A 23,528-nucleotide genomic window follows, 5' to 3' on the forward strand; every position below is an offset into this window, starting at 1 on the left:
TGGTTGATTTTCAGCAAGTGTCATGTTTGGCTTGCCTCCTCATATAAGAAACACCTGACGCTTCTACCATTTTCAAAGGTTGCCAGTTTGGGCAATTCACCTATGCAGCGTTCCATTACTTTCGGGCATCTAGGCGCAAAACGGCATCCTGCGGGAAGCTGATCTGGCGCAGGGACATTTCCTTTTATCGCCGTTAATGGCTGAATGTCTCCGTCAATGACCGGAATGGATTCAAGCAGTCCTTCTGTGTATGGATGAAGCGGATGATCAAACAACTCTTCAACGGTTCCATTTTCAACAACCTGTCCGCAGTACATGACAATGACGCGGTCTGCTACTTCCGACACAACACCTAAATCATGCGTAATGAGAAGTATAGACGTACCAAAGGTCGAACATAAATCTTTCATTAAGGTCAGCACCTGGGCTTGTATGGTCACATCGAGCGCAGTAGTCGGCTCATCCGCAATGAGGAGCTTCGGATCACAGCTTAGCGCAATGGCGATCATGACTCGTTGACGCATACCGCCGGATAAACGGTGCGGGTAATCTTTGATGATTTGTTCTGGCCTGGAAAAGCCTACAAGCTTTAGCAAGTCAATCGCTTTTTTGGTCGCTTCTTTTTTTGAAAGTTTTTTGTGGTAAATGAGGATTTCTGTTATTTGTTCCCCGATGGTTAAGACGGGATTAAGTGAGGTCATGGGTTCCTGAAAGATCATGGATACATCATTACCACGAATATTGCACAATTCCTTTTCACTATATGTAACAAGGTCTTTTCCATCAAGCTTAATGGAACCATCCATAATCTTCCCACCAGTCCCATTAATCAGACCCATGATGGATAAAGACGTAATACTTTTACCAGACCCAGACTCACCGACTAATGCGACTGTTTCCCCTTTTTTGATACTAAAATCAACGCCATCAACAGCAGGTATTGGTTCCTTTTTTCGAAAAAAATAGGTTTTTAAGTTTTGCACTTCAAGCAGTGTGCTCATGCATTCGCCCCTTTCTCCATAGATCAAATGAACCGAATCAAAAAATTCCGTCTTTTTAGAATAAAAAGAATTATCAAAATTTATATTTGTATATTATTACATCAGCATGACGAAATCAAGAAGTATTTAGTAAAATTGTAATATGTCACTTTTTTTGAGAATGATTGTCTTTATGACTCTATCGCCTTTAAGAACGTTTCCGCTGGCTCCGCAATCATAGATTCCCCGCTGATTCGGTGCTCATCGAAATACTTTTTCACGATATAAAACCCAGTGGCATAGCCAAGCATTTTGGGGTAGTTCCCTTTTCCATAAAGGAGATTCTGTATCAGTCTTTCGTCGTCCTGCACTTTCTGATAAAGGTGACTGGATACCCATTTCTTGTACATGCGCTGCAGCTGCGATTCGTCATATAAAGTCGTCCACTTTGCTGTATAGCTTTCTCCATATCTATGATACACAGCATATTCAGCGAGCCCCTCCATCATGATTGTATCAAGGAATGTAAAATCTTTTTCTTCTTTCGTGAGAAAATGCAACCTGCATACATGATGATATTCATGCGTCAGCAACGTACCGATTCGCTCCTTCGGTGTATGCGGGGATAAAAAAAGAAAGATTTTGTCATCAAATGCCATGCCGGATTGAAAGTAAAATTGTTCTCTGATCTCTTTGCTGCTCTCATTAACAGGCAAAATAAAGACAGGGACATCAGGACCTCCCCACTTTTTTTGCAACGCTTTGTATTCTTTCATCACAAGCTGGAAATACCCTTTTTCTTTGAGCTTGTCGATCATTTCCAGGCAGGCGTTCCATGATCGCACCATTCCGTGATGTTGTAAATGGGCGAGAATAGATGATCCTTCTTTTTTCTCCGCTCCTTTAAAATAAGGGACAAAACGTGCCGCCAGCTCCTGAAATGATGATGATTGCTCAATGAGATATTGTGTATTGATCAGACCCATACCGCTGAACACCTCCATTTTCATCATATGCAAAAAGGCGGCGATCTGTTTATAGATCGCCGCCTTCTTAAGACATATTACGCTTCGTATTTTTTGAAGATAATTGTCGCGTTGTGCCCGCCAAAACCAAGTGAGTTGCTCAATGCAACTTGTACTTCTTTTGAACGTGCTTCATTTGCTACATAATCAAGATCACATTCTTCATCTGGTGTTTCAAGGTTAATCGTTGGCGGAATGACACTGTCTTTAATCGCCAGAACAGAGAAAATCGCTTCTACTCCGCCTGCTGCGCCAAGTAAATGACCTGTCATTGATTTTGTCGAGCTGATCGCAAGCTGATTCGCATGCTCTCCGAACACTTCTTTAATCGCCATTGTTTCAAACTTATCATTATACGGTGTGCTTGTTCCGTGGGCATTGATATAATCAATTTCTTCCACTGTTAAACCTGCATCACGAATGGCTTCTTTCATTGCACGTACGCCGCCTTCTCCGTTTGGAGCAGGTGCTGTGATATGGTATGCATCTCCAGTTGAGCCGTAGCCAACGATTTCTGCATAAATGGTCGCACCACGTTTTAACGCATGCTCTAATTCTTCAAGAACAACAATTCCCGCTCCCTCACCCATGACAAATCCGTCACGGTTTTTGTCAAATGGACGACTTGCTGTATCTGGATCAGGATTTGTCGAAAGGGCTTTGTTTGCACAGAAACCAGCAAACGACATTTTCGTTAATGGTGCTTCTGTACCACCTGTAATCATCGCATCTGCATCTCCGCGCTGAATGACTTTAAAGGCATCTCCAATGGAGTTTGTTCCTGTCGCACATGCTGTCACTGTACAAGAGTTAACCCCTTTTGCGCCAAGTGCAATCGAAATTTGACCTGTCGCCATATCTGGAATCATCATTGGAACGAAGAACGGGCTTACGCGTCTTGCTCCTTTATTTGAATACACTTCGAATTGCTCTTCGAATGTTTCAAGTCCGCCAATACCAGATCCAACCCATACCCCAACACGAGGTGCGTTTTCATCTGTAATTTCGAGGCGTGAATCTTCTAAAGCCTTTTGAGCAGCAACAACTGCATATTGTGTGAAGCGTGCCATCTTTCTCGCTTCTTTTTTCTCCATGTAATCTTCGATGTTAAAATCTTTTAGTTCTGCAGCTACTTTTGCTGTATATTCACTTGAATCAACACGTGTGATCGGGCCAACACCTGATACACCTGCTACAGCATTTTTCCATGTTGTCTCTACATCGTTGCCAAGAGGTGTCAAAGCACCTAATCCTGTAACAACTACTCGTTTCTTATCCATTAATTTGTGCACCCCACTCTTTTATCGGCCCCATCGCATAGCGATTGCGCCCCACGTTAATCCTCCACCAAAACCAACCATTACAATCACATCGCCGTCATGAATTTTTCCGGCTTCGATTTCTTCACATAGTGAAATTGGAATGGATGCTGCTGATGTGTTTCCATATTTATGGACTGTTTTCGACATTTTTTCAACTGGCAGCTCTAAGCGTTCGCGTGCTGCTTCCATAATGCGAATGTTTGCTTGATGCGGAATCAAGAAGTCTACGTCTTCTTTTGATAGTCCAGCTTTTTCAATCACGTTTACACTTGACTCGCCCATTTGTCTCACAGCAAATTTAAATACTTCTCTTCCATTCATGATTGTATGATCTTTTTCATCTAAGTACAAGTGCTTCCCGCCGCTTCCATCGGCTCCAAGCTCAAATGATAGAATTCCCTTGCCTTCGCTGACTGTTCCTAGTACAGCAGCACCTGCTCCATCTCCAAACAAAACAGCTGTGTTGCGGTCATCCCAGTCGGTAATGCGAGAAAGCTTTTCTACACCAACGACAAGCACGTGTTTGTAAGTGCCTGATTCGATAAATTGTTTTCCAGTAACAAGACCATACATAAAGCCAGCGCAGGCAGCGCTAATATCCATTGCACATGCTTTATGTGCACCGAGCTGCTCTTGAATCATACAAGCGACTGTCGGAAATGCTTGATCTGGCGTAACTGTCGCTACAAGAATCATATCAATATCTTCTGCAGCCACATCTGCGTCAGCTAATGCTTTTTTTGCAGCAGCAAGCGCCATATGAGATGTATTGACATCATCAGATGCAATTCTTCTTTCTTCTATACCTGTTCTAGTACGAATCCACTCGTCAGAAGTTTCAACCATTTTTTCTAAATCACGATTTGTTAATACTTTTTCAGGTATATAGCGGCCAAGGCCAATAATTCCAGCATTCATTGAATAAGACTCCTTTTACTCATACGAGCATGTGATATTGTGATCTTATATTAGTATCTGGTACTAATTTTACCTTATTTTTTTCTCCTTGGCAATACAAACGTCTAACCTTTCCTCTCACTTTTTTCATAGATTAATGATATACCAATAGTAGAAAGGAACATGTGATATGGCGCAAAAGGATATTTTCTCAGCAATGATGTTTGGTCAGCCGCTTGAAAAAGAGAAAAGCAAGGCAGAAAAAAAGGAGGAGCGTGCAGAGACTTCTTCAAGTGATGACTCCATTGACTACATGCATGTCATGAATCAAATTGGAAACATTATGAACTCCATCGATGAGCTGAAGCCTGTGTTTAAAGATGTTGGTCCTATGATTAGTGCCTTCAAGAAAAAATTATCATAAAAAAAAGCCACTATTCTGTGGCTTTTTTTGATTGTTGACAAAGGGCTAAAATATTTTAGCCCTTTGTCTTCTTCTCAGCGTGATAGAAAACCTTTGCAGTCTAGGAAGGACAGCTACTTGCACGGAGCGAATTTGTCATTCGTGAGCACCAGCGCGCAGGACTGACAAAGAATGCGAGGGTTTGTCTACACGCTGAAAGCCACTATTCTGTGGCTTTTTCTGATGCTGCATCTGCTTTTCCAAGCTCATATGCCTCTTGCATGACAGATGTAAACAAAGAGAGAAGTGGCTGAAGTGCTTGTGGATCAAGCTGAATCCCTGCTTTATCTAATTCTTCTTTTGCTTGTGGAAAATACTTCATCGCAATTTGTAAAAACTCCATCGATTTTTCGTGTTGCATGTTCAACGTCCTCACTTTTCATTTGGCAATTTGCCTGTTTTTTTGTAATTCGCAATATCCTTCTCAATGTCTTTCACAAAAGCGCGGTCTATGGTTGAGCTAAATTTCCCCATTTCGATCACTCCTTCTTTAAAGTCAAAGGAGTACTCACCTTGTTCGTTTAGCTTGCCTTCATTAAACTTCTTCGCAATGATACTGTACGCTTTATCGACATGCTGTACTGTGCTAGTTAACACCGTATGGCTTCCAAGGTTGGATTGATCTGTGACATATCCGATCGCAGATAAATTGTCGTTTTTGATTTGTTCAATGACAGGGATATTATAACCATCACCTGCTGGATACACAACATCTACACCTTGTTTTTTCAATTTTTGATAGAGGTTCACCGCTTTGTCAGCATCATCCCAGTTTTCGACAAATTCCGCTAGGACTTGCACATGTTCGTCCTGATATTTTGCACCTTTGATAAAACCGTCTACTTCACTTTGCCAATCATATGTAGCCAGAATACCAATCTTTTTTGTTTTGGACATATGCGCTGCTGTCATGCCTCCGAAAAAGCCCATTGCTTCTCCTTTAAACGTGACGTTTGTGACATTATCAGCTTGAGGCTTGCCTCCATTGACCGTGATAAATTGTGTTTTCGGATAATCTTCACTGATCAAGTTGAAAATTTCGCTGTATTCATTGCCATGGCCAATAATTAAATTGACTCCTTTTTTATGAAATTCTTCAATGGCATCAACGATTTTCTCCTTGTCGACCATCCCTTCCTTATAATAAACATCTACACCAAATGTTGATTGGATATTTAATAAGCCTTTATAACCTTTCGTTCCCCAAACTTGATCATTAATCGTATCGGGGACGAGTAAACCCACCTTCTCAATATGTCCTTTTAACGGCGCCTGCGAGCAGGCAGATAGCATAAGAAGAAGGAACGAAAAGATCATGACAAGCCGCTGGTACTTCATGCCATGTTCAACTCCCTTTGCAACACGCAGGCATGAACCTGTATGTTAAATATAGGTTTATTTTATACTGAAAAAAGATAAGATGGAAGATCATTCTTGCTTTTTGTCGAAAAATGTTGAGTTTTGTCTTTTCCATTCTGCTATGATTTCTTCTGCTTGTTTGTCATCTGTTTGTCTTTCTACCTTCAATTGATGGATCATTTCCTCCCTTTGATCAGTCCGTGCCCACTTTAAAAGCTCCTTTGCGACATCTTCTACAAAAAATGTGTGATCATCCTTTATTCGTCTCTCTTCATGGAGTGTCCACGGACCAAACATGCGTGGAAGGATAACAGCCGAAACGCTTTGTTCATGCGAATGGCTTTCGGGTTCTTCGTAAAACAAGCGGTATATGCCATGCTTCGCTTCGAGGTCTGTCTCTCTGTTCATTGAATCATCTGATTGAAAAAAGATCAGGTCATATGCCTCTTTCCTATCTTGACCATCAATAACGCGGACAAGATCATTGCGGCCGAGCCACATCATCCGCTCTTCTAATAACATTTTTTGCTCCTCTGACTGCTCCTTAGGATATGTGATATCCACTTGTATGCCCTCTTTCATCATATATTCACAAAGTGTCAGTCCAAAAAATTCATCTGCACCTATGATCAGTCCTGTTTCCATGTTCATGTCCCCTTTTTTAGCATATCGAATAAAAAGAAGAGCCCTTTCCATGAAGGGCTGTTATCATCCTATTCATTACAATTCTCTTTCATGCGATTTATAAAACTTGTGAATGGACTGAAAGATTCTTCTTGGATGATCAAACATATGCAAGGTGAGGTCCATCTGACAATGGTCTGGATTCATCATATGTTGATCAATAAAAGGCTTTGCATGTAGTTCATAGGCATACGGTGCGCCGTTTAGTCTCTGCCATATATGAATCGGTACATGAGCTGAATGAACGGGGCAAGAAGGAAGTGGATACGTTTCTGCTTCCTTTGCAGAGCACCCATAGCTCTGTGCGAGTTCTTTCATGAACTGTTTGTAGAAGAATTTGTGTTCCTTTTCTCTTTCTCTTTGTGCTTGCAGGTGTAAACATGGATTCATCATGGCTATAGACCTTAGCACTTCTGGCATTTCTTCGGCAAGACTCATGGCGACAAGTGCACCCATTCCCTCTGCCAGCACATGAATTTCCCGGTTTAATATTTCTTGTTTTAATGTGTGATGAACAAGCTGTTTCGCACTAAAAACAGCATCTTCACATCCCCAGTGATTCCCATGAAGATGACTATTAAACAATGTATATCCTTCATCCTTTAAAGCAGTTAATAGCTGGTTTCTTCCGTAATGCTGAAGCCAGAATGATGTATTTTCCTGCACAAAGTGATTTCGGTCACCGAGGATTAGAATGCCAAAGCCATTTGGTTTTTGAGGAAGGTGAATGACGTTCCACTGGGAACCAAGCTGGAAAAAACGTTCGCTTACACCCATATGGCCAGCCTCCTTTCAGTGATTCTGCTTTCTATGATATGAACAACAACTCTTGTAGGAATAAGGAAATCCCCTAAAGACAGAAGAATTCTTTTTATTTTTATAGTAGAAGGTCTCAAAATGGTCACATAAAGGCGGAAAACAGTCTTTTCTCTGAACTCGTATCTATGGTATGATAGTCAATAGATTGTTACATAAAGGACGGTGGAATAATGCATTACATTATCACCCTCATTTGGACTTTTCTGCTGACACATATGGCTGGTTACATCGTTTCATCTATGAATGGAGCTGCTTATGATTTTACGTTAACTTCCATTCTTGCCATAGTGTTTACGGTTATTTTATTCATCTTTGCTGAAGTAAGTCCAATGAAAGAAACAGAAAGTTCAACAGAACATTCTTAATATTGCTGGAAAAGAGCTAATGATTTGAGATTAGCTCTTTTTCTTTTTTTCAGAATGATGACCAGAAGTTGAGAGGGCACGCTAAAACCCCCTGCCGTCAATTACAGGGGGTTTTTGAGTTACACATCAACCGTTTCGGACTTCTGTTTGTCTGCTGACAAATGGCTTTTCGCTAGCCCTGTGAACAGGAAGATCGCGATGCCTGATAAAATTTCAAGCACACCACCCCCCGCAATGACAGGTCCTGCTCCAAAGCGTTCTGCCAGGACGCCCGATATGACGGCTGCAAGCGGGAGAAAGACATTCGATGACGCATTGATCACGGCATATACTTGCGGCTGATCTTCTTGGTCAACAGACGTTTGAATAATGACCATCTCTGGGACATTGATTGCACTGACGGCTGCACCAAAAATAAAGGAAGCTAGAAGAACGACTGGAAGCCATGTACTCATTCCAGTGATAAAGAATGCAGCTCCTTCAATCATGCCTGCGACAATAAAGAACAAGCCGAATCTTTTGATTTTCACCTTCGCCAGTGCAAAGCCCATCATAAACGCACCAACTGCGGCGACACCTCTTAAAATGGAATAAACCATTGAATCACTTTGCAGCGCTTCTGCTACATATACAGCGGATAATGCCTGCCACGGAGCTGCGGCGACATTCATTAAAATACAATAAAGGGTTAGTGCAAATAAAATATGATGATTTTTAACGACTAGAAAGCCTCTTTTTAAGTTATACAGATATGTATTCTTTGCTTGTTTAATGTCTGCTGCTTTTTCTGCATCTGACTTTTGGAGTTTAACGCCAATAATGAACAAGCCCGATATGATGAATAAAGCAGTGGTGATCAGGAGCGTATCTGCAGGTCCAATTAATTTGACCAAAAGACCAGCGACCATCACCGCAGCAAGTGCGACAATTTCAAAAGATGATTGCAGGATCGCATTTGCTTTTTGAATGAGATGCTTTGGAACAATCTGCGGAAGGATAGCCACAGAAGCCGGGTTATAGGCTGCACCTGTTGCCGATTGAATAACCATTAATGAGATCAATAACCATAGAGGCAATATGTGCGAAAAATGCAGTAGTGGAATAATGAGTACAATGGTTGCTCGAATGACATCTGAAGCAAACATCCATTTAGATAAATGGTGTCTTTTCATAAGAGGTCCTAGTATTGGGGCCAACAATGATGAAGGAAGAACTGTCACTGCTAGAAGAAGTCCGGTACCGAGCGCTCCATCCCCTCTTAAAATCAATAACCAAAGAACGGATGTAAAAGCAAAACTTTCTCCTGTATTTTTTATGAGTCTTGATATGAACAATGAGGTGAAGCGTTTATTCCAAACACTTTCACTGAGATTCATCTTTTCCATCACACAAATCCTTTCAACCTTATACTATTCTTACATATTTTACCTTAAACTTTCTTTTTTTCATACTATTTATTTGAAAATTGGAACTTAATTGTTTTTTATTATAAAGAAAAAAGAGGCATGACACATGCCTCTAAAGACTTATTCATATGGACTCTTAGTCAATTGCTTACGGCTTTCTTTGGTAAGTCCAAACGCGGTTATGGTTCGAGTTATCTGGAAAGACGTCTCCTGCTTTAAGCTTTATCTTTAAAGGATCTTTCACCATACTACCGGTCTCACCGATTTCGATATAAACACCATTATTAGGTGCCTTATTACCAGATTTAAACTGATGCTGTTGACCCATTTCCATCCTCCTTTCTCGATTGATGTTATTATGTCCCGTCCATTGTCTCTCCAATCCAACATGTAAAAAGTCCCTGCTCAGTCGAGACAGGGACACTTGTGATTTATTTAGGTTGTTGATACATGAGCTCTTTGATTAACGCTTTTTGCACATGCAGGCGATTTTCTGCTTGCTGGAATACTTTAGAGTGTGGTCCATCAATGATATCAGTCGTCACTTCTTCTCCGCGGTGTGCCGGCAAACAATGAAGGAAGATATAATCTGCTGCTGCATGTTGCATGAGTTCCTCATTGACTTGATATTCTTTAAATTCAGCTAGACGTTTCTCTGTTTCAGCTTCCTGTCCCATGCTTGTAAATACGTCTGAATAAATGACATCTGCATCCTGAACAGCAGCTACTGGATCTGTTGTGACGATGACTTCTGCGCCTGATTGTTTTGCAAACGCCTGGGCAGTCTCTGTCACCTCTTGAAGAGGTTCATAGCCTTTTGGTGATGCAACGGCAATGTCACAGCCTAACTGCGCGCAGCCGACCATTAAGGAATGAGCCACATTATTCCCATCACCGATGTACGCCACTTTCACACCTTTTAGTGTGCCTTTTGCTTCTTTAATCGTCAGTAAATCAGCCAGTGCCTGACATGGATGAGAGTAGTCCGTTAGTCCGTTGATCACTGGAATAGAGGCGTATTTTGCAAGTTCTTCTACCTTCTCATGTTCAAAGGTTCGAATCATAATGCCATCTACATACCCAGACAGCACCTGCGCTGTATCACCAATCGTTTCTCCTCTGCCAATTTGCAGATCATTTGAGCTGAGGAAGAGCGCATGTCCGCCTAGCTGCGTCATGCCCGCTTCAAACGAGACACGGGTTCTAGTTGAAGATTTTTCAAAGATCATCGCTAATGTTTTTCCTTTGAATAAATCTTGATATGGATGTTGTTTCATTTCTTCTGCTTTTTCAATTAAGTACGCAATATCATTGATCGAAAAGTCTTTTAACGATAAAAAGTCTTTTCCGTATAATGCCGGTTGCACGTCGACTTGGCTCATGCCGTCACTTCCTTTTTATATAATTCGTGGAGAGATACTGGTGATACATCTCCATCTTTTCCTTGCAGGAACGCTTGCGCTGTTTCATATTCGGTTAGAACTTGAACACCATGTGTGAGTGCTTTTACACGCTGTTCTTTTGCCTCTTCATCATCACCTAAATGAATGTGAAGCGATTTATCGTCTTGTTGCAGCCACGATTCAAAGCTGCCAGTCCAGACGTTAAAGCCTGCTCGTGTAGCTTCATCTATGAGTAATTCACTGCCATGAATATAGAGGGTCCCTTTCTGTTGCCAGATCGGCGCAAACACTTTTTTCAAAGCGCTTTCGACGTTCTTTCCAACACACATTCCTTCACCCGTCGCTTTCATTTCAGGTGTCAGCTTTAAATCGATATCTTGAATGGCATGTGAGGAGAAGACTGGGAATTTAACAGCTGTGCCCCCCTTATTCTTCGTTGCCGGATTCAATTCTTCAAGCGTTGCACCAGCTAACAGCTGAGTCGCCATTGGGATCATGTCAACACCCATGACTTTACTTACAACTGGAACAGTCCGGCTTGCCCGAGGATTCACCTCTAATACGAGCGCCTGGTTCCCTTTCATCACAAATTGAATATTCATAATGCCTTTAAAAGCTAATTTCTTTGCGATTTGTTCAGAAGCGTTATACACCTGCTCTTTGATGTCTTCACTAATAGAGACACTTGGCAAGATGGCAAAGCTGTCACCTGAGTGTACGCCCGCTTTTTCAATATGCTCAACGATTGTTGGAATGAATGTCGTCTTTCCGTCTGAAATAAGATCCACTTCCACTTCTTTTCCAGTGACGTACTCATCAATTAAGATCGGATAAGGTAAATGATCTGGCTGATCAAGTATTGCTGCCAATTGAGCTTCTGTATGGACAACGATCATGCCCATTCCCCCAATGACATATGATGGACGAATAAGAACAGGGTACCCGATGCTTGCAGCATGCCCCAGTGCTTCTTCTTTTGAATGAGCTGTATCTCCTTTTGCATGAGGAAGATTCAGTTCATCAAGAAGCTGATAGAATAAATCGCGATCTTCTAATGCATCTAATGTGTCAAAGGACGTGCCTAACAAGGTAACGCCGGCTTTTTCTAAACCTTCCGCCACATTGATTGCTGTCTGCCCGCCAAATTGAACGATGACAAAATCAATTTGCTCCGCTTCAACTACGTTTAAAATATGTTCTAACGTGATAGGCTCAAAGTATAAACGATCTGCAATCTCATAATCGGTACTAACCGTTTCTGGATTGTTGTTCATCATGATGGTTTCAAATCCAAGCTTTTGTAGAGTAAGAACGCCATGAACGGCACTATAATCAAACTCGACTCCCTGCCCAATTCGAATCGGACCGGAACCAATGATGAGTGCACGCTGCTTTGTTTTCTCTTGATGCTCTCCATCACTTTTGCCAAAGTACGTAGAATAGAAGTAATTCGTTTTTGCATCGAATTCAGCCGCACATGTATCGACAATTTTAAATGAAGCGGCAATGCCATACTCTTGGCGAAGCTGTCTGATATCTTGTTCACTGCGATCCGTCAGAGAAGCGATTGTTTCATCAAGGAAGCCTTTTTCCTTCACCTTTCTTAAGGTGTCTTTGGATAGCGTCCCCTGATGATTCTTCAATTCTTGTTCGAGTGTAATCATATTCTTGAAAACATGTAAGAAAAACAGATCAATCTTCGTCGTTTCATGAATCGTTTCAACGGTTTCTTGTCTGGAAAGCAGCTCCATGACAGCGAAGAAACGGCGATCGTCCGGTGTTTTGATTAATTCAAATAACTGTTCAGTTGAATGTTCTTTCAGTTCAGGCAAGTGGAAGCCCTTTGTTTTAATTTCAAGTGATGCGACTGCTTTTTGAATGGCAGATTCTAAATTACGGTCAATCGCCATGACTTCACCAGTCGCCTTCATTTTTGTGCCTAATTTCCGGTCTGCCTGTTTAAATTTATCGAACGGCCAGCGCGGGAATTTCACCACGACATAATCGAGTGCCGGTTCAAAGCTAGCATACGTTGTTCCTGTAAGCGGATTTTTCAATTCATCTAATGTATATCCGACCGCAAGTTTTGCCGCCATTTTGGCAATCGGATAGCCTGTTGCTTTCGATGCAAGAGCAGAAGACCGGCTGACCCGAGGGTTGACCTCAATGACAAAATATTCTTTGCTGAGTGGATCGAGAGCGAATTGGATATTACAGCCGCCAACGACATCAAGCGCTGAAATAATTTTTAAGCTCGCTGAGCGGAGCATTTGATAATCCTGATCCGTTAATGTCTGTGACGGTGCAACGACAATCGAGTCACCTGTATGCACACCAACTGGATCGATATTTTCCATGTTACATACAGTGATACACGTATTTTGACGATCTCTCATGACCTCATACTCGACTTCTTTAAAGCCAGCAATGCTTTTTTCAACTAAGCACTGATGAATCGGACTCGCTAGAAGAGCACCTTCAATCAGCGGTTCAAAAGCCTCTTCAGTTAAAGCGATGCCTCCCCCTTTACCACCAAGTGTGTAGGCTGGTCGAAGAATGACAGGAAAGCCCACTTCTTTTGCAAATTGAAGGGCGTCTTTCGCATTATCCACAATTTCACTTTCTGGTACAGGTTCATTCAAATGCTTCATGAGAGCACGGAATTTCTCACGATCTTCACCGTTTTCAATTGTTTCAACTGACGTTCCGAGCAGTTTTACCCCATGCTTTTTCAGCACACCGGCTTTTTCTAGCTCGACAGCAAGGTTTAAAGCTGTCTGTCCGCCAAGATTGGCTAAAAGACCATCTGGTTTCTCTTTTTCAATGATTCTTGTCACTGAATCAACTGAAAGCGGTTCAAAATAAATTTCATCAGCAAATGACTCGTCTGTCATAATAGTTGCTGGGTTGTTATTCACTAAGATGACGTTGTAGCCTTCTTCTTTTAAGGCCATACAACCTTGTGTTCCTGAGTAATCAAATTCTGCTGCCTGACCAATGATGATTGGACCAGACCCGATGACTAGAATGGTTTGTATGCTTTGATCTTTAGGCATGTGCGACTTCTCTCCTTGCTTGTTTCACTTTCTCAATAAAATCATCGAATACCCATTCACTTTCTGCAGGGCCTGGATGTGCTTCTGGATGAAATTGAACGGACATAATCAGCTTCTCTTTATGAATGAAGCCTTCAACAGATCCGTCATTCACGTGGAGGAATTTGACGTCCACTTCTTTGTCATTCATGCTTTTTTCATTGACCACATAGCTATGATTTTGGCTTGTCATAAAGACACGTTTTGATTCTGTATCTTGTACAGGATGATTCGCCCCGCGGTGGCCAAAAGGAAGCTTATACGTATCCCCGCCAAGCGCAAGAGCAATTAATTGATGACCTAAGCAAATGCCTAGTGTCGGGAAGGTCATCATGATGTCATGAATGGTTTTTAAATATGGCTTCATTGTTTTTGGATCTCCAGGTCCATTTGACAAAAGGATCGCATCTGGCTTGATATCAAATACCTTTTCCATTTGTTTGTACGGAATCACTGTGACTTTACAGCCGCGCGCTTCGAGTGAGTCTGCAATAGATTTTTTAAAGCCAAAATCAATGAGTGCTACATGTTCCTCGCCGCTGCCTTGTGTGTATACTTCATCTTCTGTGACCTGCTCAACCACATTGTCTTGCTTCATTGCAGGTGGCGTTTCATTTTCGTCTAAACTAAGCACTGCATTCATCGTTCCATTTGCTCGAATGTTCTGCACGACTGCACGAGTATCTGTATGTGTAAGAAGCGGAATGTTCCACTTCTGTAAATAATCTTTTAAGCTTACGGCTGCAAGGTGATGAGAAAAATGCTCAGCTGCCTCATAGACAACGACCGCTTTTACTTGTGGTTTTTTGCTCTCAAAGTCTTCATGATTGATGCCGTAGTTTCCGATGAGTGGATATGTGAAAACAATGATTTGTCCTTTATAAGAAGGATCTGTGAGCACCTCTTGATAACCTGTCATCCCTGTAAAAAAGACCACTTCACCTGTTATGCCAGCTTCTCCTGTCAGATCTCCTTCAAAAGAGGCTCCATCTTCTAAATTTAAATAACCTTTCATGCTTGTGTCACCCCGTATTGAATAATTAATAATATAAATGCATGTTTATGCGTTCTGGTGTAAAAAAAATTTAGACTGTTACTGCTTCATTTGCTAACACTTGAATGACCGCTTCTATTGCTTGATCCAATTCAACTTTTTTGACATTCAGTGGAGGTAATAAACGAATGACATTCGGACCAGCTGGAAGCACCAGCAAACCTTGCGCTCGAAGGGCTGTGATGTAATCACCTACTGGCTGATGACACTCAATTCCTGCCATTAATCCTTTGCCCCTTACTTCTTTCACGATGTTCAGCTGTTTGACTTCTTGCAGTCTCTTTAAGAGGTACGCACCCTTTTCTTTCACTTCTGAAAGAAAGTCCTCTTTGAATATTACATCAAGGGTTGCGTTCACAGCTGACATAGCGAGCATATTGCCACCAAATGTTGTACCATGAGAGCCTGGAGAAAATGCATCCCCTAAAGCTTTTTTCCCTATCACTGCACCGACTGGAAACCCATTTCCTAAACCTTTTGCGGCTGAAATAATATCAGGATCAAGTCCCGATTGCTCATAGGCAAATGCTGTCCCTGTTCGCCCAATACCCGTTTGGATTTCATCTACAATCAGCAGCGCTTGATGTTTTTTGCAAAACGTTTGAACGGCTTCTAGAAATTCAGCTGTAGCTGGATTCACTCCACCTTCACCTTGCACCACTTCCAGCATGACAGCTGCGACATCATCGATTTCACACGCTGTAATCGCTTCAGGGTCATTAAACGGTACATAATGAAAGCCTTCCAGCATCGGTCCAAAACCAGTTTTGATTTTATCTTGACCTGTGGCAGCCATACCAGCATACGTGCGCCCATGGAAAGAGTGCAAAAACGTCACAATATTTGTTTTACCTGTTGCTTTTCGGGCCAATTTGATAGCCCCTTCATTCGCTTCAGCCCCGCTGTTGCAGAAAAATACGAGATCTCCTGAACTGTTGGCTGCCAGCTTTTCCGCTGCTTTTTCTTGCAGTCCATTTTCAAATAGATTTGATACGTGCCAGACCTCGTCAAGCTGCTTCTTGATGGCTTGATTGACCTTTGGATGGTTGTGACCTAAATTCGTGACCGCAATGCCTTGTATAAAGTCTAAATATTTTTTCCCAGTTGTATCAACTGCCCAAGAACCTTCTGCCTCTTTAATTTCAACATTCCACCGTCCGTACGTTTGAAAGAGATGACTCACAGGACCGCCTCCTTTTGTTTTACAATTCGAGTTCCTTTAAAGGTATCTCCTGTAAAAATACTACCTTTTCCATTCACAATCATGACTTCATCCACATCTCCAGATAAAGCACTTAGCGCAGATTGCACCTTTGGAATCATTCCCCCGGAAATAATACCTTCATCGATGAGCTTGAGCGCTTCTTGTTCGGTGACAACGTCTAACAGCTCACCATTTTTTAAAATTCCTTCCACATCTGTGACAAACATGAGCTTATCAGCTTTCATAGCTCCTGCGACTGCTGATGCTGCAAGATCAGCATTTACATTTAACGTTTGGCATTCTTCGGTCATAGATAGCGGCGCAATGACGGGAATGAATTGTTTCTCCATTAGTGCTTCTGCCATCTCTGGATTGACTTCTTTGATTTCGCCAACGTACCCATATACATCTTGATCGAGAAAATCGGCGACAAGCATCTGTCCATCTTTACCAGATACACCGACAGATGATATATCATGCTTTGCCAGCTCTGAAACAAAGTATTTATTCACCGTTCCTGAAAGGACCATTTCGGCTACCTCTAACACCGGCTTTGTTGTTTTGCGCTGTCCATCTACAAATTCCGTTTTCACTTCTAATTTTTGCAGCATTCTCGTGATTTCAGGACCCCCGCCATGTACGATAGCCAGTTTAAATCCAGCAGCTTGAAGTGAGCGGACATTTTCATAAAAGGTATCGGAAAGTTCTCGAATGACACTGCCTCCACACTTGAACACGATCGTTTTATCCATGTCTATCTCCTTCATTATGTGCGATAGCTCGCGTTAATTTTCACATAATCATAGGTAAGGTCACAGCCCCATGCGGCCGCTTCACCATTTCCTTCATTCATTTGAATGAAAATCGTAATCTCATCCTGCTCTAGATACGCTTTTGCTTCCTCTTCTGAGAAAGACTGAGGTTCATTATGTTTAAACAGACATTGCCCGCCTAAGTAAACTTCCACCTCTTCTGGCGTGACAGAAGCTGCGCTATGACCGATTGCTCCGACAATCCGGCCCCAGTTGGCGTCCGTACCGTATACGGCTGTTTTCACAAGACTTGAACCTACGATTTTTTTTGCAATAATACCAGCTTCTAAGTTGTTTTTTGCACCAACAACTTTCGCTTCGATTAATTTGGTTGCGCCTTCTCCGTCTCTTGCAATCTCTTTTGCTAGATCTTCGCAGGCTAGTTTTAATCCTTCTTTAAACAATGGCCATTCTGGATGTTCTTCATTCAGTGCCTGGTTTTCTGCCATTCCATTTGCCATCACAAGCACCATATCGTTAGTCGATGTTTCTCCATCGACGGTAATTTGATTAAACGTCACATCTGTAATGTCACGAAGAGCATTTTGCAAAGCTTCTTGTTCGACATTTGCATCGGTTGTGACAAACCCGAGCATTGTGGCCATGTTCGGATGAATCATACCAGAGCCCTTTGCTGCACCAGAAATGAGAATCTCTTTCCCGTCTATCGTCAAGGAGTATGTCGTATTTTTAATGACTGTATCTGTTGTTAAAATCGCTTCTTCAAAGTGGCCATTTCCTGCTTTTGCTTCTTTTAGCTGAGCGATGCCTGTTTTGATTTTATCCATATCCAGACACTCTCCAATGACACCAGTAGAAGAAACAGCAATGTAATCAGGCTCTGTCCCTAACATGTCTGCACAGGCTGCCTGCATGTCGTATGCATCTTTTAATCCCTGTTCACCTGTACATGCGTTGGCGATGGCACTATTGACAATGACACCTTTTAGTTTGCCCGTCTTTTTCAAGCTTTTTTGTGTGACTTGAAGAGGCGCAGCTTGAAAGTGACTTTGAGTGTATACCGCTGCACTCGCTGCTGGTACTTCACTGATGATCAAGCCAAGGTCTTTTTTTGAATAGCGTAATCCTATATGAATCCCCTTTGCTTCAAAACCTTTTGGTGATGATACGTCCCCGTCTATTTTGACAATACTTTTTTCATTCAATTCGATCATGTTTGTTGTCTCCCCTGTTCTTATGGATAGAGAGGTGTCATTGTGAGGCCCGCCTCTTCATGTAAGCCTTTGATGATATTGAAGTTTTGAACCGCTTGGCCGGCTGCGCCTTTCATGAGATTATCTATGACAGATACAATCGTCAGTCTGCCTGTTCGCTCATCTAAATGAAAACCAATGTCACAGAAGTTACTGCCGTATACTTCTTTTGTTTGCGGATATATCCCATGATCTCTCACTCTTACAAAATAGGAATCTTCATAAAAGTCCTTCATCCGTTTCATTAATTCTTCTTTTGTGACATCTGCTTTCAATTGTGTATACATCGTCGCCATAATCCCTCTTGTCATCGGGACAAGATGTGTTGAAAATGTGATGTTCGCCGTTTGCGGGTTCCATTCTCTAAGTACTTGTTCTATTTCAGGTGTGTGCTGATGTTCATTCACCTTATAAATTTTAAAGTTATCGTTCAGCTCTGAAAAATGTGTGCCAAGTGAGGCTGATCGTCCTGCACCGGACACCCCGGTTTTTGCATCTATTATGATCATAGATTCATCGATTAAATTCTGTTTCATCAGCGGTGCTAATCCTAGAAGAACTGAAGTAGGAAAGCAGCCTGGGTTTGCAATGACTTCCGCTTGCTTAATGGTTTCACGATTCAATTCAGATAATCCGTATACAGCTTGTTGAACCGATGCTTCATCCGCTGCCCTTCGTTTATACCACGCTTCATAAACAGTTCCATCTTGAATGCGCAAGTCACCTGATAAATCAATAATTGGCACCCCTTGATTCATGAGCTTCGGTGTGAGTTCACTTGAAACGCCTGCTGGTGTCGCTAAAAACACAGCATCTGTTTCTTGCACAATACCAGCCGGATCAATGGCTTTTAATGTTTGGTCAGTAATCGTTGTCAGATGCGGATAAGATTGACTGTATAATTGCCCATCACCACTTGATGAATACAATATACATTCCTCCACATGTGGATGCTGCTTAAAGATACGAACTAATTCCGCACCACCGTACCCTGTAGCACCTATAATACCTATTTTCAACGTCAATACACCCTCTTGATCTTTGTGAAATTATTTAACATTATAACATGTATAAAAATTAATTCAATTGTATATTTAATATTTGTTTTCATTTTTTTTCATAAAAAAATCCACATATCTTCGTGAGACATGCGGATTTTATCTATTGTTCTTCATATTGAGGACCAGAAGCGCACTGCATAAATATAATAGGGAACTTGCATAAAAAATCAAATGAATGGTGAAGAAATCAGCAAACAGGCCGCCAAGCATAATGGCGATAGATGAAAAAAGCGCTGTCCAAAAATGATAGTGCCCAACTTCTTTCATTCGCTTCTTCTCATTTGTGAGTTCGGTGACGAGCAGTTTCTCTCCGTGCTTCTGAACACCACCTAGCACACCTAAGGCAATCTGAATCATATAAACTTGCTCTACTTCTGTGATATGCGGAAAAAGGAGAAGAAGAAACGCCATACCAAACGAATGAATGATTAAAAAGAGACGCCTGTCGGTCGTTTCAGGAAGTTTTCCTAATAATAAATGAATGAACGCACCGCTCAAACCAAACAGACCATAAGCAAGACCAAATTGAGAATAGCTCGACCCAACATTTTTAATAAAAAGAATATAAAAAGGGAAAATAAGACTACTGGCGAAAAACAGTAGACTTTGTGAATAGACAAACCATTTCATTGCTTTAGCATTCATTGTGTATTGTACCTTTCATAAAAGTAGTTGATAAATCTGCCATCTGGATCTGCTTGCTTTTTCTTTTGAAAGAATAGATCGGTTTTTGGATACGCTTGTTTCATTTGTGCTTTCGTTTGATAAGGCATGTATGGTAAGTAATAGCTTCCATGGTGCCGCAAGGTGATATCTGTCATTTGCCGGATGACCCGCTCTGCTTCTGCCTTCTCTTCTTTCTCAAAACCATAATTCACTAACAAAACAAGTGCAAACATATCTTCTTTCGCATATGAGAGATCCGCTTTTTCATTTTTTTGTACGTAGCGGATCGTGATGTTCATTAAATTCAATTCTTCCTGTTGTAAAAAGCTTCTCATGTCATCGATATACGCACGAAAACGATCAACTGGAACAAAGTATTCTTGAAGCACATCGGTATCTGACTCATTTTCATATTCTAAAAAAGCAGAATCAGACCGCATCACGTTATTTCTTGTGATCAGCTGGTCATTTTGACTTTGAAAATACTTCTTTTGCAAGTTCCATAGCAAATCTTTCCCCATATCAAATCTTCTCGAAAGGCCGAGCATAAATTTTAAAGGGATGACGAGCTGATCTTCTTTGAGCTCGCGGTATGGATCGATCTGTTGATCAGAAGTAAGTGAATAATTCGTCACATACATCTCTTTCAAAAAATTTGTTTTCGCTGTAGAGATTCTTGCGAGATGCATGCGCACTTCTTTATTGTTCTTTACATGCTTTTGAAAATAATCAGTGTATTCATCGAAGTGTAGAGAGGTTGTCTCCATTTTATATAATTCATCCTTTGTTAAGGAAAGCTCAACATCTAAAATGACACCAAATAAGCCGTATCCTCCAATCACGGCAGTAAATAAATCATCGCTAGGCTTTACTGTGATGATCTCTCCATCTGCTTTTAACAGTGTGAAAGAGCGCACAGTGTCAATAAGTGAGCCGTAGCGAATGTCACGTCCATGTGCATTTGCACTTAACGAGCCACCAATCGTAAAGATGTTTTGAGATTGCATCACCTTTACTGCAAGACCATATGGGTTCACATATTTTTGAATATCATCCCATGTGGCGCCGCTTTGGACCCGAATGGTCTTCTTTTTTTCATTAAATGATACGATTCGGCGAAATTTCGTCATGTCTAGTACAATGCCATTTTCATAATACGTGTGGCCACCCATACTATGCTGCTTTCCGGCGATTGAAATGGGCAGATTCTTCTCTTTTGCTTCTTCTAATACTTCTTTTAAAGATTCTATTTCTTTTCCTTGCACGACTTTTTTTATTTTGACCGGCATGAGGTGACTCACATCTGTAAACGCCTCAAGTCCTTGTCTTTTGTGTGCTTGACCTTCACGTATAGAGACTGATGCAAAAAAGGCAGCACCATATCCCATCAAAAGGACGATCCATATCCACTTTCGCTTCATTATAGGTACTCCGTTCTATAAAATTACATCCATTATATCATTCCATACTCCTCCTCTACCTTAATTTTTCATAAAAAAACCTGGCATGAGTTCAACTCATACCAGGTCGTATTTACTTATTGAATACCAAGCGCAATTTTTGCGTATCTTGACATTTTGTCACGTGTCCAAGGTGGATTCCAGACGATGTGAACTTCAGTTTCCTTCACTTCAGGCAAGTCGCTTAATGCTTTTTTCACTTCATCCACGATAACTGGTGCAAGGGGACACCCCATTGATGTTAAAGTCATTGTGATATCCGCTTTTCCATTCTCATCAAGATCGACATCATAGACAAGTCCAAGGTTGACGATGTCTACGTTTAACTCAGGGTCAATCACCTGTTCTAGGGCGCCTAAAATATTTTCTTTCAATGCTTCATCCATGATATCCACTCCTTTTTCAACTAGTATAACGTACTTTTCCTTTTGGCTAAACGTTTGTGCTTTTCAGGTGTGTCACAAACCAATCAATCGTTTCAAACATCGCTTGTCTTGAGACCTTATGGCCAGCCTGTCCATCTGTAATAAAACGAATCAGGTGCGGATCTTCTTTATATTGGGTTTCTGCTAACTCGTCATAAAGAGCTTTTGCATGTCTGTAAGGGACAACTGGATCGTTTTCTGCATGCCAGAATAACAGCGGTCTTTTGTTTAATCGATCTGTTTGCAGCGTTAAATCATAAGGACGCAGCGCGTCTAATTGCTGATTGACTTCTTCGTCCGTGATATCTTTCATCAACCCTTTGTGACGCATGTCCATGATTTGTGCTTGTAGGAATGTCGTATATTTCGGACTGCCCATCAAGCTGACTGCCGCTTTAATCCAATCATGCTTTGCAAGTGCACCAAAGGTCGTGATCCCTCCCATAGATGTACCTGCAACACCTATTAGATCAGCTTCAATCAATTGTTTTTCTTGAAAATGTGTCTTAAGTATATCGATTTCACGTATTTCGTTTAGGACGATTTCCCAAAACTTTGATGCCAGTTCCTCTAAGCTGAGGTTTTCTGATCTTACACCATGATAAGCACAGTCAGGCAAAATGACTCTCATGCCTTTTTCCGCCAAATGAAAGGCGAAGTGTAAGTTGTGCTCGCGTGCACTTGTAAATCCATGTATAAAAAATACAAGTGGCAGTGGTTTGTCTTTATTTTCAGCTTTTACGATATGTAAAAATGGAATATCGTGCGTCATTTGCTCATCAATGGTGATCACAGCCTATGAATCCTCCTTTATCATTCCCGTCTTTGTTTATTTTAACATGTAGACAACGAAGATGTGATAAAGATACACTATAGGTGGAGGCACCCGCACTAGCTGCCTCCTATTACTTACAGATCAAAGGAGATTTTATGGAGACTAAACCTTATCTAATCGCACTTGACCTGGATGGCACGTTATTAAAAGACGATAAAACGATTTCAGCGCGCACACTTGATGTCATTCAAAAAGTGAAAGACAGCGGGCATCATGTCTGTATTTCAACTGGCCGGCCATTTCGTTCCAGCTCTCCTTATTATCAGCAATTGCAGCTCGATTCACCGATTGTGAACTTTAATGGAGCGTTTGTCCATCATCCTCTTGATGAAAAATGGGGCAGATTTCACACATCACTTGATCTTCAAGTCGTGAAACAGCTTGTGGATATTAGTGAGGAATATAAAGTGCACAATGTGTTAGCTGAAGTGCTAGACGATTTGTATTTCCATTATCATGATGAAAAGCTCATTGATATATTTAATATGAATGCAAACAAAGTGACCGTTGGAGACCTTCGGGACAATCTTGGAGAGAATGTTACAAGCGTCTTAATTCACGCAAAAGAAGAAGACGTCGGAGCGATCCGGAGCTATTTGACAGATGTTCATGCAGAAGTGATTGACCACAGACGCTGGGCTGCTCCGTGGCACGTCATTGAAATCATTAAAACAGGTATGAATAAAGCCGTTGGACTGCAAAAGATCAGTGATTATTACGGGGTGCCACAGGAGCGGATTGTGGCATTCGGAGATGAAGACAATGATTTAGAAATGCTTGAGTTTGCTGGATGCGGGGTTGCCATGGGCAACGGAATTGATGCAGTGAAACGCGTCTCAAATGAAGTGACAGATACGAATGAACAAGATGGGATTGCAAAATTCCTAACGAATTACTTCTCGCTTTAATTTTTCCATTCATACATAACAGGTCGAAACGGGCATACTACCGTTAGACAGGTTGTCCTGTCAGCTTGTGT

General features: G+C 41.5%; 24 protein-coding genes. 3 read left to right on the top strand and 21 right to left on the bottom strand.

The window, feature by feature from the left end:
* Window positions 1-20 precede the first annotated feature (20 nt).
* The 4 genes from ACRRMM_RS08580 to ACRRMM_RS08595 all read right to left on the bottom strand — a co-directional run bounded on the left by ACRRMM_RS08580 (window position 21) and on the right by ACRRMM_RS08595 (window position 4,245).
* A complete protein-coding gene (locus tag ACRRMM_RS08580) occupies window positions 21-1,001 on the bottom strand; it encodes an ABC transporter ATP-binding protein (RefSeq protein ID WP_039963422.1) in 981 nt (326 codons plus the stop codon).
* 170 nt (window positions 1,002-1,171) lie between these two features.
* Complete coding sequence (locus ACRRMM_RS08585) at window positions 1,172-1,966, bottom strand: DUF2268 domain-containing protein (RefSeq protein WP_428828874.1); 795 nt, start codon at window positions 1,964-1,966, stop codon at window positions 1,172-1,174.
* A gap of 77 nt (window positions 1,967-2,043) precedes the next feature.
* A complete protein-coding gene (gene fabF, locus ACRRMM_RS08590) occupies window positions 2,044-3,285 on the bottom strand; it encodes a beta-ketoacyl-ACP synthase II (protein WP_008348501.1) in 1,242 nt (413 codons plus the stop codon).
* A 21-nt stretch (window positions 3,286-3,306) separates the two neighbouring features.
* Window positions 3,307-4,245, bottom strand: a complete 939-nt coding sequence (locus ACRRMM_RS08595; RefSeq protein WP_008348504.1) for a beta-ketoacyl-ACP synthase III — start codon at window positions 4,243-4,245, stop codon at window positions 3,307-3,309.
* A 169-nt stretch (window positions 4,246-4,414) separates the two neighbouring features.
* Here ACRRMM_RS08595 and ACRRMM_RS08600 point away from each other — a divergent pair, with 169 nt between their 5' ends.
* Entirely contained in the window at window positions 4,415-4,648 is a 234-nt protein-coding gene (locus ACRRMM_RS08600; protein WP_035700279.1) for a hypothetical protein, read from the top strand.
* Window positions 4,649-4,850: 202 nt separating this feature from the next.
* Here the strand turns inward: ACRRMM_RS08600 and ACRRMM_RS08605 are convergent, their stop codons facing one another.
* From ACRRMM_RS08605 to ACRRMM_RS08620, 4 genes are all read right to left on the bottom strand, one after another.
* Entirely contained in the window at window positions 4,851-5,048 is a 198-nt protein-coding gene (locus tag ACRRMM_RS08605; protein WP_008348507.1) for a ComZ family protein, read from the bottom strand.
* 11 nt (window positions 5,049-5,059) lie between these two features.
* On the bottom strand, window positions 5,060-6,025 hold the full coding sequence (locus tag ACRRMM_RS08610; RefSeq protein WP_008348509.1) for a BMP family ABC transporter substrate-binding protein: 966 nt from the start codon (window positions 6,023-6,025) through the stop codon (window positions 5,060-5,062).
* A gap of 90 nt (window positions 6,026-6,115) precedes the next feature.
* Window positions 6,116-6,691 (bottom strand): nad binding enzyme, encoded by a 576-nt coding sequence (locus ACRRMM_RS08615; RefSeq protein WP_148780241.1) that lies wholly within the window; start codon window positions 6,689-6,691, stop codon window positions 6,116-6,118.
* A 75-nt stretch (window positions 6,692-6,766) separates the two neighbouring features.
* Window positions 6,767-7,507, bottom strand: coding sequence for a hypothetical protein (locus ACRRMM_RS08620; RefSeq protein WP_007499048.1), 741 nt, complete (start codon window positions 7,505-7,507; stop codon window positions 6,767-6,769).
* A gap of 212 nt (window positions 7,508-7,719) precedes the next feature.
* Here ACRRMM_RS08620 and ACRRMM_RS08625 point away from each other — a divergent pair, with 212 nt between their 5' ends.
* On the top strand, window positions 7,720-7,914 hold the full coding sequence (locus tag ACRRMM_RS08625) for a YjzD family protein (protein WP_024720055.1): 195 nt from the start codon (window positions 7,720-7,722) through the stop codon (window positions 7,912-7,914).
* Window positions 7,915-8,033: 119 nt separating this feature from the next.
* On the opposite strand, the gene ACRRMM_RS08630 is transcribed toward ACRRMM_RS08625, so the two are convergent.
* From ACRRMM_RS08630 to ACRRMM_RS08690, 13 genes are all read right to left on the bottom strand, one after another.
* Window positions 8,034-9,299 (bottom strand): MFS transporter, encoded by a 1,266-nt coding sequence (locus tag ACRRMM_RS08630; protein WP_148780243.1) that lies wholly within the window; start codon window positions 9,297-9,299, stop codon window positions 8,034-8,036.
* Between the two features lie 169 nt (window positions 9,300-9,468).
* Entirely contained in the window at window positions 9,469-9,648 is a 180-nt protein-coding gene (locus ACRRMM_RS08635; RefSeq protein WP_008348517.1) for a YjzC family protein, read from the bottom strand.
* A gap of 103 nt (window positions 9,649-9,751) precedes the next feature.
* Window positions 9,752-10,702: an ornithine carbamoyltransferase gene (gene argF, locus ACRRMM_RS08640; protein WP_428828873.1), complete on the bottom strand. Its 951-nt coding sequence runs from the start codon at window positions 10,700-10,702 to the stop codon at window positions 9,752-9,754.
* A complete protein-coding gene (locus ACRRMM_RS08645) occupies window positions 10,699-13,779 on the bottom strand; it encodes a carbamoyl phosphate synthase large subunit (RefSeq protein WP_428828872.1) in 3,081 nt (1,026 codons plus the stop codon). Before ACRRMM_RS08645 ends, argF begins: the two co-directional genes overlap by 4 nt.
* Window positions 13,772-14,833 (bottom strand): carbamoyl phosphate synthase small subunit, encoded by a 1,062-nt coding sequence (locus tag ACRRMM_RS08650; RefSeq protein WP_017360179.1) that lies wholly within the window; start codon window positions 14,831-14,833, stop codon window positions 13,772-13,774. Before ACRRMM_RS08650 ends, ACRRMM_RS08645 begins: the two co-directional genes overlap by 8 nt.
* 70 nt (window positions 14,834-14,903) lie before the next feature.
* Window positions 14,904-16,055 (bottom strand): acetylornithine transaminase, encoded by a 1,152-nt coding sequence (locus tag ACRRMM_RS08655; protein WP_250026579.1) that lies wholly within the window; start codon window positions 16,053-16,055, stop codon window positions 14,904-14,906.
* Window positions 16,052-16,828 (bottom strand): acetylglutamate kinase, encoded by a 777-nt coding sequence (gene argB / locus ACRRMM_RS08660; protein WP_008348528.1) that lies wholly within the window; start codon window positions 16,826-16,828, stop codon window positions 16,052-16,054. The genes ACRRMM_RS08655 and argB overlap by 4 nt, the downstream gene beginning before the upstream one ends.
* A 14-nt stretch (window positions 16,829-16,842) precedes the next feature.
* On the bottom strand, window positions 16,843-18,063 hold the full coding sequence (gene argJ / locus ACRRMM_RS08665; RefSeq protein ID WP_007499060.1) for a bifunctional ornithine acetyltransferase/N-acetylglutamate synthase: 1,221 nt from the start codon (window positions 18,061-18,063) through the stop codon (window positions 16,843-16,845).
* A 20-nt stretch (window positions 18,064-18,083) separates the two neighbouring features.
* Window positions 18,084-19,121, bottom strand: a complete 1,038-nt coding sequence (gene argC / locus ACRRMM_RS08670) for an N-acetyl-gamma-glutamyl-phosphate reductase (protein ID WP_366963298.1) — start codon at window positions 19,119-19,121, stop codon at window positions 18,084-18,086.
* A gap of 138 nt (window positions 19,122-19,259) precedes the next feature.
* Complete coding sequence (locus tag ACRRMM_RS08675) at window positions 19,260-19,808, bottom strand: MFS transporter (protein WP_048001695.1); 549 nt, start codon at window positions 19,806-19,808, stop codon at window positions 19,260-19,262.
* Complete coding sequence (locus ACRRMM_RS08680) at window positions 19,805-21,250, bottom strand: FAD-binding oxidoreductase (RefSeq protein WP_045034692.1); 1,446 nt, start codon at window positions 21,248-21,250, stop codon at window positions 19,805-19,807. The genes ACRRMM_RS08675 and ACRRMM_RS08680 overlap by 4 nt, the downstream gene beginning before the upstream one ends.
* 116 nt (window positions 21,251-21,366) lie before the next feature.
* Window positions 21,367-21,675: a metal-sulfur cluster assembly factor gene (locus tag ACRRMM_RS08685; protein ID WP_003211530.1), complete on the bottom strand. Its 309-nt coding sequence runs from the start codon at window positions 21,673-21,675 to the stop codon at window positions 21,367-21,369.
* 46 nt (window positions 21,676-21,721) lie between these two features.
* Window positions 21,722-22,507, bottom strand: coding sequence for an alpha/beta fold hydrolase (locus ACRRMM_RS08690; protein WP_017360185.1), 786 nt, complete (start codon window positions 22,505-22,507; stop codon window positions 21,722-21,724).
* A 137-nt stretch (window positions 22,508-22,644) separates the two neighbouring features.
* Here ACRRMM_RS08690 and ACRRMM_RS08695 point away from each other — a divergent pair, with 137 nt between their 5' ends.
* The gene (locus ACRRMM_RS08695) at window positions 22,645-23,457 is read left to right on the top strand and encodes a Cof-type HAD-IIB family hydrolase (RefSeq protein WP_065460126.1); all 813 of its coding nucleotides are present in this window, start codon (window positions 22,645-22,647) and stop codon (window positions 23,455-23,457) included.
* The last annotated feature ends 71 nt before the right edge of the window (window positions 23,458-23,528 follow it).

The sequence above is a fragment of the Bacillus sp. XT-4 genome (assembly GCF_050864245.1).
Classification (GTDB): domain Bacteria; phylum Bacillota; class Bacilli; order Bacillales; family Bacillaceae; genus Bacillus; species Bacillus altitudinis.

Excerpts from the sequence above, each read along its gene's own strand:
- ACRRMM_RS08580 (WP_039963422.1), bottom strand. The coding sequence starts at position 1,001 with ATGAGCACACTGCTTGAAGTGCAAAACTTAAAAACCTATTTTTTTCGA.
- ACRRMM_RS08585 (WP_428828874.1), bottom strand. The coding sequence starts at position 1,966 with ATGGGTCTGATCAATACACAATATCTCATTGAGCAATCATCATCATTT.
- fabF (WP_008348501.1), bottom strand. The coding sequence starts at position 3,285 with ATGGATAAGAAACGAGTAGTTGTTACAGGATTAGGTGCTTTGACACCT.
- ACRRMM_RS08595 (WP_008348504.1), bottom strand. The coding sequence starts at position 4,245 with ATGAATGCTGGAATTATTGGCCTTGGCCGCTATATACCTGAAAAAGTA.
- ACRRMM_RS08600 (WP_035700279.1), top strand. The coding sequence starts at position 4,415 with ATGGCGCAAAAGGATATTTTCTCAGCAATGATGTTTGGTCAGCCGCTT.
- ACRRMM_RS08605 (WP_008348507.1), bottom strand. The coding sequence starts at position 5,048 with ATGCAACACGAAAAATCGATGGAGTTTTTACAAATTGCGATGAAGTAT.
- ACRRMM_RS08610 (WP_008348509.1), bottom strand. The coding sequence starts at position 6,025 with ATGAAGTACCAGCGGCTTGTCATGATCTTTTCGTTCCTTCTTCTTATG.
- ACRRMM_RS08615 (WP_148780241.1), bottom strand. The coding sequence starts at position 6,691 with ATGGAAACAGGACTGATCATAGGTGCAGATGAATTTTTTGGACTGACA.
- ACRRMM_RS08620 (WP_007499048.1), bottom strand. The coding sequence starts at position 7,507 with ATGGGTGTAAGCGAACGTTTTTTCCAGCTTGGTTCCCAGTGGAACGTC.
- ACRRMM_RS08625 (WP_024720055.1), top strand. The coding sequence starts at position 7,720 with ATGCATTACATTATCACCCTCATTTGGACTTTTCTGCTGACACATATG.
- ACRRMM_RS08630 (WP_148780243.1), bottom strand. The coding sequence starts at position 9,299 with ATGGAAAAGATGAATCTCAGTGAAAGTGTTTGGAATAAACGCTTCACC.
- ACRRMM_RS08635 (WP_008348517.1), bottom strand. The coding sequence starts at position 9,648 with ATGGGTCAACAGCATCAGTTTAAATCTGGTAATAAGGCACCTAATAAT.
- argF (WP_428828873.1), bottom strand. The coding sequence starts at position 10,702 with ATGAGCCAAGTCGACGTGCAACCGGCATTATACGGAAAAGACTTTTTA.
- ACRRMM_RS08645 (WP_428828872.1), bottom strand. The coding sequence starts at position 13,779 with ATGCCTAAAGATCAAAGCATACAAACCATTCTAGTCATCGGGTCTGGT.
- ACRRMM_RS08650 (WP_017360179.1), bottom strand. The coding sequence starts at position 14,833 with ATGAAAGGTTATTTAAATTTAGAAGATGGAGCCTCTTTTGAAGGAGAT.
- argB (WP_008348528.1), bottom strand. The coding sequence starts at position 16,828 with ATGGATAAAACGATCGTGTTCAAGTGTGGAGGCAGTGTCATTCGAGAA.
- argJ (WP_007499060.1), bottom strand. The coding sequence starts at position 18,063 with ATGATCGAATTGAATGAAAAAAGTATTGTCAAAATAGACGGGGACGTA.
- ACRRMM_RS08675 (WP_048001695.1), bottom strand. The coding sequence starts at position 19,808 with ATGAATGCTAAAGCAATGAAATGGTTTGTCTATTCACAAAGTCTACTG.
- ACRRMM_RS08680 (WP_045034692.1), bottom strand. The coding sequence starts at position 21,250 with ATGAAGCGAAAGTGGATATGGATCGTCCTTTTGATGGGATATGGTGCT.
- ACRRMM_RS08685 (WP_003211530.1), bottom strand. The coding sequence starts at position 21,675 with ATGGATGAAGCATTGAAAGAAAATATTTTAGGCGCCCTAGAACAGGTG.
- ACRRMM_RS08695 (WP_065460126.1), top strand. The coding sequence starts at position 22,645 with ATGGAGACTAAACCTTATCTAATCGCACTTGACCTGGATGGCACGTTA.